4 protein-coding genes and 2 pseudogenes are annotated in these 8,230 nt (G+C 66.6%); 2 read left to right on the top strand and 4 right to left on the bottom strand.

Annotation, left to right across the window (positions count from 1 at the left end):
• Positions 1-296 precede the first annotated feature (296 nt).
• The gene (locus ACGFIZ_RS33670) at positions 297-1,211 is read left to right on the top strand and encodes an IS982 family transposase (protein ID WP_393427231.1); all 915 of its coding nucleotides are present in this window, start codon (positions 297-299) and stop codon (positions 1,209-1,211) included.
• Between the two features lie 161 nt (positions 1,212-1,372).
• On the opposite strand, the gene ACGFIZ_RS33665 is transcribed toward ACGFIZ_RS33670, so the two are convergent.
• The 4 genes and pseudogenes from ACGFIZ_RS33665 to ACGFIZ_RS33650 form a co-directional block, all read right to left on the bottom strand.
• Positions 1,373-2,581 carry a low temperature requirement protein A gene (locus tag ACGFIZ_RS33665; RefSeq protein ID WP_393427228.1) on the bottom strand — a complete coding sequence of 403 codons (1,209 nt, stop codon included), beginning with the start codon at positions 2,579-2,581 and terminating at the stop codon, positions 1,373-1,375.
• Positions 2,582-3,643: 1,062 nt separating this feature from the next.
• On the bottom strand, positions 3,644-5,833 hold the full coding sequence (locus tag ACGFIZ_RS33660) for a glycogen debranching N-terminal domain-containing protein (RefSeq protein ID WP_393427225.1): 2,190 nt from the start codon (positions 5,831-5,833) through the stop codon (positions 3,644-3,646).
• 255 nt (positions 5,834-6,088) lie between these two features.
• Positions 6,089-6,442: pseudogene (locus ACGFIZ_RS33655) on the bottom strand (hypothetical protein); the annotation flags it as partial.
• Positions 6,442-7,041 (bottom strand): integrase, encoded by a 600-nt coding sequence (locus tag ACGFIZ_RS33650; protein ID WP_393427222.1) that lies wholly within the window; start codon positions 7,039-7,041, stop codon positions 6,442-6,444. The pseudogene ACGFIZ_RS33655 and the gene ACGFIZ_RS33650, both read right to left, overlap by 1 nt.
• A 700-nt stretch (positions 7,042-7,741) precedes the next feature.
• Between ACGFIZ_RS33650 and ACGFIZ_RS33645 the strand changes: the two are divergent.
• Positions 7,742-8,122 (top strand): annotated as a pseudogene (locus tag ACGFIZ_RS33645) (IS110 family transposase); the annotation flags it as partial.
• Positions 8,123-8,230: the final 108 nt, after the last annotated feature.

Here is an 8,230-nt window from a genome sequence, read left to right as displayed (position 1 = left end):
CGGCATAGCTACAAAGCCACCATCGCGATCGACATCATCACAAACCATTGCGAAACACCCGCCGGACCTTAACCGAGCGGCGTTGCGACTAGACGACGGCCTCATGGACCAAGGAGTAACGACGTCGACGAGCGACCGGACCACCATTTTCAGCCCGGAACGGGCCGCCCACCAGGGGCGACAGGGACTAGACGAGTGATAACCACGGTGGCCTGTGTGGATGGGACACAGGTGCGGTGAACGGACGAGGGCCTCCATGATCGACGTTGCTACGCAACTATGACCATGGAGGCCATGTGCACGTCGATCTGGAGACCCTCGCCACCGCACTGTACGCGAAGATCGACGACGAGTTGAAAGCCCGCCCCGATCTACGTCCGGCCCGCCCGGTGACCGGGTTCACCCCAGTGCTGTCGGACGCCGAACTGATCACCATGGCGGTCATGCAGTCGCTGCTGAACATCCGCTCCGGACGCCGGTGGGTCCGCTACCTGGCGAAGAACCTACGCGCGTTGTTCCCGGTCCAGCTGTCCCAGCCCGGCTACAACAAGCGACTGCGGGCCGCCCTGCCGCTGATCCAGCACTTCATCCGAGCATTGGCCTTCGACACCGATTTCTGGTTCGACAACCACTGGATCCTGGACTCCACCCCGGTCGAGTGCGGCCGGTCGAGGCCCACCGTGCAACGCTCGGACGCCGCCGGCTGGGCCACCTACGGCTACTGCGCGTCACACTCACGGTTCTTCTGGGGACTGCGCCTGTACCTGATCTGCACCCCGACCGGCCTGCCCATCATGTGGGCCCTGGCTGATGCGAAGATCGGTGAACGCGAGGTCGTGGAGTACATGCTCGACCGCGAGCCCGCCCTGCTCGCCGGCCGGCCCGGACTGCTCCTGATCACCGACAAGGGCTTCGCCGCGAAACGCTTCGAGCAGGACCTGGCCGACCGCGGTGTCACCCTGCTACGACCCAACCGCAAGAAGGAGAAGCAACGCCCCGGCCAGGGCCTACTGAAGGCCGTCCGCCAACTGATCGAGTCGGTCGACGACACGCTCAAGGGCCAACTCGACCTGGAACTACACGGCGGCCGTACCTTCGAAGGCATCGCGACTCGCGTTGCTCAACGCCTGCTCGCCCTGACCGCCGCCATCTGGCACAACCACAAGACCGGCCAGCCCGTCACCCGCAGCCTCATCGCCTACGACCACTGAACACGCAGCAAACTCCGGTTATCAGTCGTCTAGTTGATCTACCAGGAGTCCCGTTCTCACTACCCAGCAGGGGTTGACCCGCACCCCGCTTCAGCGCGACTCGCGGTCAAACAGGTGCTTTGCCAAGATTTGCGACGCTGGGATTAGCGACCCTGGGTCGTCTACTTCGCTGGGCGGTAATGGGGTGGCGGGGAGGGGTGCGCCGGCGGCCGATGCCGGGCGCGCAGCGCGTCTGCCAGCGCGATGCCGGTCAGCACGACGACCACCGCGGCGGCGGCCACCAGCGGCGGCGCGAGGAGCAGTGGTGCCACGAGAGCTCCCAGCACCAGCACGCCGATCGGCCGGGTCGGGGACACGCCGGCGTACACGGTGTACTCGAAGCGGGCGCGGCCGGCGAGGAACAGTGCCGGTCCGCCGAGGATGACCAGGAGCCACGAGATTGGCGTGTGCCCGTTCGGTTGGTCGATGACGGCCCGGTAGCTGACCGAGGTGACGACGACTCCGGCCACCATGATCAGGTGGGCGTTCGCCGCTGCCCGGCCGAGCCGGTTTGGTTGGTTCGACGATTTGAGGGTGTCGGCCAGCGTGTGCGCCGCCTGGTGGAAGTAGATGCGCCAGATCAGCGCCGCGGTGGCGAAGGCGACTATCAGGGCGGCGGCCCGGAGGAACGTCGATTTTTCGGCGATGAAGGTGGCACCGAGGACCAGGATCGTTTCGCCGAGTGAGATGTTGAAGAACTGCCTGTACCGCTCGGCCAGGTGATCCGGGGCGAACGCCCACTGCGACTCCCGCATCCGGCCGAGTTTCGGCGTCGGCCAGAGCAGGATCCCGCCCAGGTAGTCGATGGCGATCGCCAGCGCCCACAGCGCCAGGCGGACCGGGCTTGGCGCGAACGCGCCGAGGATCCAGGGTACGGCGGATAGGCCGAACCAGGAGAGCACGAGGTAGGGGACGTGCTGCAGTGCGTGGCCGCGCAGCAGGTACCGCAGGGTGAGCGAGCGGCCGAGGTGGATGAGCAGGTAGGCGCCGGCGAACAGCAGGCCCCGCGCCTCGAACGCGCCGGGCACCGCGATCGTCAGCACGACGGTGCCGAACATGCTCGCGATGACGAGGAGCTGGATCTGGACCCGCTCCGGGTTGAAGAAGTTGGTCGACCAGGCGGTGAAGGTCCAGACCCAGAAGATCGCGAGTAGCAGCACCAGCGTCTGCGCGGCGTTGATCAGATCGAGGTTGTCGACCAGGCGCCCCGAGATGCGGGTGAACGCGAAGATGTACGCCAGGTCGAAGAAGAGCTCCAGGAAGGTCGCCTGCTGCGGATGTTCGGGAGCACGCAGGTAGCGCTCGAAGGTGTGCGGCATCCGTATGGTCACCTACCGCCGGCTGACCCGCAGCCGGCCGCGCTCGCCGCACCGGTGCCCAATGCCGGCACATCCGGTTAGCAGGTCACGGAGGCCACCAACGGTGCTCGCCTCCAAGGCAGACCATACCGCTGCGTGGTCGCAGCTGATGGTGATCATCCTGACCCCTTGTCCGGGCCGACTGGCCAACTACGTACGCCAACGAGCCTGGCCGAAGGTGGACTCGCAGCTTCGCCGGTGGTTGTCGGTTGGGTGGCTGCTCGGTGGCTGCTCGGACGTCGGGGAACTGGCACAGACGTAGCGGGACGCAACCGGATTTCATGGCTGTCGGAAGACCCGCTCGTTATTGACGATCGAAGATGCCGGCCGCAGTCAGCGCCTGGACCAGCCAGAACCCGGCCGGACGTGGACGGACTGAGGAGGCTTTAATCGGACGGGTGGTAGGATTGAGTTGAGTATGATAGGGTCCAGCGGCTACGGATCAGAAGGTTAGGGTTCGAGTCCCTTCGGGCGCACAAGATCAAAAAAGCCTGACCTGCGGAAACGCGGGTCAGGCTCTTTGCTTGTCTGTCCCTTGTGGACGTGTGGCTGCTCGATGGCTGCTCGTCCGACGAGCATCCCCTCCGTCCCGCCCGGTCCCGTGGGTCCCGGCGGCGTCCGATCCGGTCCAGCGGATGCTGGGCTTGATGGCCCCCGAATCAATCGTCGAGCGCCGATGTCGAGAGTGTTCTTGACTTGACGTCGTCAAGTTTACCGCTAGCGTCTGCTTGACGCGAGGAAAGGGGATGTCTGGATGGCGAAGTGGGCGGCTCACGTTGAATTTGACCAGGTCATAACCGAGGAGACCGCGGAGCTGTGGATCTGTTCGGCGGTAGCGCCTCGATGCACGGAGACCGGAACCGGACGGGGTTTGGCTTCGAGGTGGAAGGCGCGAACCTGTTTCAGGCGGTCGACGCCGCCCGTCGGCGGGCGTACGCGCTGGCCGGGTTTACAGCCAGTCGACACAGCGGTGAGGGTCGGCCGCCGATGCTGGCGGAGTTCCATGTGGGTACCTACAGCGACATGGCTGCGCGATTATGGTTCCGGCGCGAAGCGGAACTCTTCAGGGGAGGGGCGTATGTGTCCCTGGGTGCCGCGAGCTTCTAGGTTCCACAGCTTGAGGAAGGCGTGCGTGTTGGTCAGCGTGATCCGGCCGATCTGTTCGGGGATGTCAGGGTCGAGGATGAGTTGGCCGTTGCGGGCGTCGAAGCCAAGCATGGTGCGGGCGAAGAGTAAGGGTGCCCCGGCCGCCCAGGCCTGTGGGCTGCAGGCGGTGGGGTAGGGCACGGGAGCCTTGCTGTGCGATCGGTCGTAGCCGGAGAACGCTTCGGGCAGCCGGTAGTTGCTGAACGTGGCGGCTTCCAGCATCGCCAGGATGATTCGGTTGGCTTCTTTGCGGAAGCCGTAGCGGGCGAGTCCGTGGGCGATGATCGAGTTGTCGTGCGGCCAGACGGTACCCGTGTGGTAGCCGATCGGGTTGTAGCCGCGTTCGGCGGCGGAGGTGGTCCGTACGCCCCAGCCGGAGAACATGTCCTCGGACATCAGTTGGCGGGCGATGACGGCGGCGCGGTCGGGGGGCACGATGCCGCTCCACAGCAGGTGGCCCATGTTGGAGGTCATCGAGTCGATCTGCTGTTTGTCGCCGTCCAGGCCGACGGCGTAGTAGCCACCCCGATCGTCGATCCAGAAGTCCCGATTGAACCGGTCGCGCAGTTCGTCCGCCGCGGCACGTAGCCGCCGGGCGAGTTCCGGGTCCTGAAGTGGGCCGTCGGCGAGCTCGGCCAGCCGGAGTTTCGCGTCGTAGGTGTAGCCCTGAATTTCGCAGGTCGCGATCGGCAGCACGGGGATCGACCCGTCGGCGAACCGGATGCCGTCCCACGAGTCGCGCCAGCATTGGTTGCCGAGCCCCTGCGGTGAGCGGGTGGCGTATTCGACGTAGCCGTCGCCGTCGAGGTCGCCGTACTCGTCGATCCACCGCAGCGCCGCGTACGCGTTGTCGCGCAGCCCGCGGACGAATTCGTCTTCGCCGGTCCAGCGCCAGTATTCCGACAGCAGGATCAGCCAGAGTTGGGTGGCGTCGGCGGTCCCGTAGTAGGGGTTGTGCGGTTTGATGCCGAGCTGGGTCAACTCGCCGCTGCGGATCTCGTGCAGGATCTTGCCCGGCTCCTCGTCGCGGAAGTCGTCGACCTTACTGCCCTGCTCCGCGGCGAGTGACCACAATGCCTCCCGCGGCAACCGTGGACCGTTGCCGATGCACTGGTAGGCGACAATCAACGTGTCCCGGCCGAACAGGGTGAGGAACCAGGGCACACCGGCAGCAGGGAAAATGCCTGGCTGGCGCAGGTGCCGCACTTCGATCTGTAGCGCGAGTTGATCCTCAAGCGCTCCCTGTTCCCACGTGCGATGCAGCATCTCGTTGTCGCTGCCCAACGTGGGGAAGATGGCCCGCCATTGGGCGCGCCGGTCAATCGCGCCGCGACCGAAGACCTCGTCGAATGGTCGGGACGGCGGGCGCAACTCCTCCGGCCGCGCCCGCAGCGGCACGTGTACCTCGCACTCCCACTCCTGGCCCGGCGCCAAGCGAAGAATCCACACCAGCGCGTCGCCGTCCACCCGGCTGGCTGCCGGATGCGCCTCCACCACCGTGCGCGCCTCAAAGGTGTCATTGCGATAGGTGAACACCAACCGTGAGCCGTCCGAAGCGTGTGCGCGGGTGATCTGCGCCGACCGGTCTCGGACCGTCTCCTTGATCTCGAAGAGATCCGCGAAGTCGGTCCCCACCGTCAGTCGAAGCTCGATCGGCACCGGCTCACCAGTGAAAATCTGCAACCCGATCCGTTCGTGCAGGCCCCCGTCGACGAACCGCTGCCGGCGCACCCCGACGTGGTTCGCCGGCAGACCGGGCAACTTCGGGTTGGTCAGGAAGAACGCCGCCGCGGACGGATTCTCCTGACCGGAGTTCAGCACCATCAGCGGCGCCCCGTTGAGGGTCAACTCCCACCGATCAACGAAGCGGGTGTCGTCGTGTACCAAGCCACCGATCGTCCCGGCGGAGACATTGCCGGCCGCGTCGGAATACATGAACGTATGCGCCTGCAGCACCGCGACCGCGTTCGGCCCCAACTCGGGCGGGAGGCTGCGCACCAGCCGGGCGGGGATCTGATCTTCCGGCGTCAGATGCGGGGTGGGGTCCGCCGGGGTCGCTCGACGGCCGACAGTAGCCACGACAACACCTCCGTTCGACGGAGAAGTCCGAAATTCCAACCCATCCACCTGAGGCGAATCCCCATCACGCCGCCAAATAACCTGCCAAAGGACTACGAGCTGGCTGTGCGTGACCTTGCTACAGAGATTGAGAGAGGACTGACGAGCGGCAAGAGGCCCTCCGTGGTTGACACCCTACTGAACGGCATGTATGGATATCACGAGGCGGTGACAATATTCGGCGAGCCCGAGAGTCGGCGGCCCGCTACGGGGTGATCAGGGCCACGCGCTGATCACGCCCAGCAGCATCAAGGCCGGGACGACCAGGAGAAGCTCGGCCGCTGACCCGGTGCGGAACCGCAGCGGGGCCCACATGCCCAGCGCCGCCCACCGGCAGCCCCGGATCCGGATGGGCCACAGCAGCGGCACGCGGCTGAAGGTCAGCGCGTCGCCGAGGGAGTGCACCAGGCAGCCCAGCCCCAGCGGCAGGCCCACCCACCACCATCCGGCGACTGGGCCGGGCAGGGCCGTGGCCATCAACCCGACCAGCAACCCGGACGCCGCCGCTCCGTACGCCCCGCGGGTGCGCTTACGCAGCGCCCCGCACACCGCCAGCGCTGCCCGGCGACCTATAGCGGACCACGACGGTCCTCGAGCGGCGCGGTGGCCTTGCGGGTGCCGAAAACTTCATCCGTGCTGGTCAAGCGGTTGTTCTCGTAGTCGTGTAGGAGTCCGCCGAGTCGATCGTGTCGGTGGGCGTTCAGGCGTGCCAGCGCGGCGGGATCGGTGATCGGTTCGGGCAGTGGACGCAGAGGCCGGGCGTTCGCGATGCCCGGTTGAGGCCGATGCTGGTTGTGGTGGCGTTCGTACTCGCGGAGAGCGTGTAACAGGTGCGTCTGGTTCCGGATCAGTGTTCGGTCGGGCAGTTCATGACGGCAGGCGTGGATCCACCGTTGCATGATCGAGTTCATGCGGGGCATTCGGACGTCGCTGCGCACGACCGTGATGTCGGCGTCGGCGAGGATCGCGTCGAACAGGGTCGGGTACTTGCCGTCCCGATCCCGGATCAGGTGTTTCACCGCGCATCCGGCGTCCTCAAGGTCCATCACCAGGCTCCGGGCCGCCTGGGCAACCCAGCCGGCGGTCGGATGAGCGGTGGCGCCCAGGATGCGTACTCGGCGGGTGGGGTGTTCGACGACCGCAAGGACGTACAGTCTGGCGCCGGCCATCGTTGACGTCTCGAAGAGGTCGGCGGCGATGATGGCCTGCGCCTGCGAACGCGGGAACGTCGCCCGGGTGGTGCTGGTCTGCTGGGGTGCCGGGTCGATACCGGCCTGTTGGAGGATCTCCCGGACGGTGGGGGGCCGCGACCTTCACCCCGGGACGAGGGGTTCGCCGTGGATGCGGCGGCGGTGCCCCCGGGTGCTGTTCTCGCGGGCCAGGCGCAGCACCGGCCGGCTGATCGAGTAGCCGGTGCGGCAGGCGGCGGGTCATGCCCGGTCAGATGGGGTGAATCGGACCTTCTCGCCGTTCAGTTGCCGTTCGAGGATTATGACTTGGTGTGGCAGTGCCAGGATCTCGGCATCCTTGTCCCGGTCGCTCATTGGCAGCAGCCGTAGCAACGCGAGAGCGTTGGTCACACCGAGGTAGGCCAGTCGAGACAGCGCAGCCGGTCATCCTCGCGCAGCACGCGACGTAGATCATCGCCGCATCCGCCACGAGAGCCCTCGACGCTACGCCAGCGTCCTGATCTCAGTCATCAAGAGAGCTGTGACCAGGACGGACGAGGTTTCCGGCACCCGCAGGGCGCGGCGGCGCGGACGGCGTGGCGTAGGCGTCCTCCTGGGTCACCGCGGACGAGGTCTACGGCGCCGACCCCGGCCTACGCGCCGACCTCGAACACCGCAGGATCGGCTACGTCCTGGCCGCCCGAAACTGCAGCATCCAGCCGTGCTGGAGCTGCTGTCGCGGTGCGGCGGACCGGCTGGGCTGCGCAAGGCCGGCCACGCGGAACTCCTCGAGATCGTCAAGGCCCGAGCCCCGCGCATGGGCGCCCGCCTGATCGAGCAGATCCTCACCGCGCTGGAGGCGCAGACTGTCGTCGTGCCCGGCACCACGGCGGCAGAGACCGTTGTGCCCCGACTGGCCGACAGCTTGCGTGACCTGCTGCGCCAGCGTGACCAGGTCGCTGAACAGGTCGAGGGGATGCTTGATGCGCACCCTCTTGCCGGGGTCCTGACCTCGATGCCCGGCATCGGCGTCAGGACCGCAGCCCGCATCCTGCTCGAAGTCGGCGACGGCGCCGCGTTCCCCACCTTTGGCCCAAGGCCGTGAAGTTAAGGATCGCTCTGGTCTGTCAATGCGGGTTGGCCTGCGACGATGTCGATGGTGAGGGTGGCGAGGTAGCTCCTGCGGTCG

Origin of the sequence: Micromonospora sp. NPDC048830 (assembly GCF_043198215.1) — a bacterium.
In the GTDB taxonomy this organism is placed as follows: domain Bacteria; phylum Actinomycetota; class Actinomycetes; order Mycobacteriales; family Micromonosporaceae; genus Micromonospora.
Note: the sequence above shows the minus strand (reverse complement) of the source record. Positions and strands in the feature narration are given on the sequence as shown.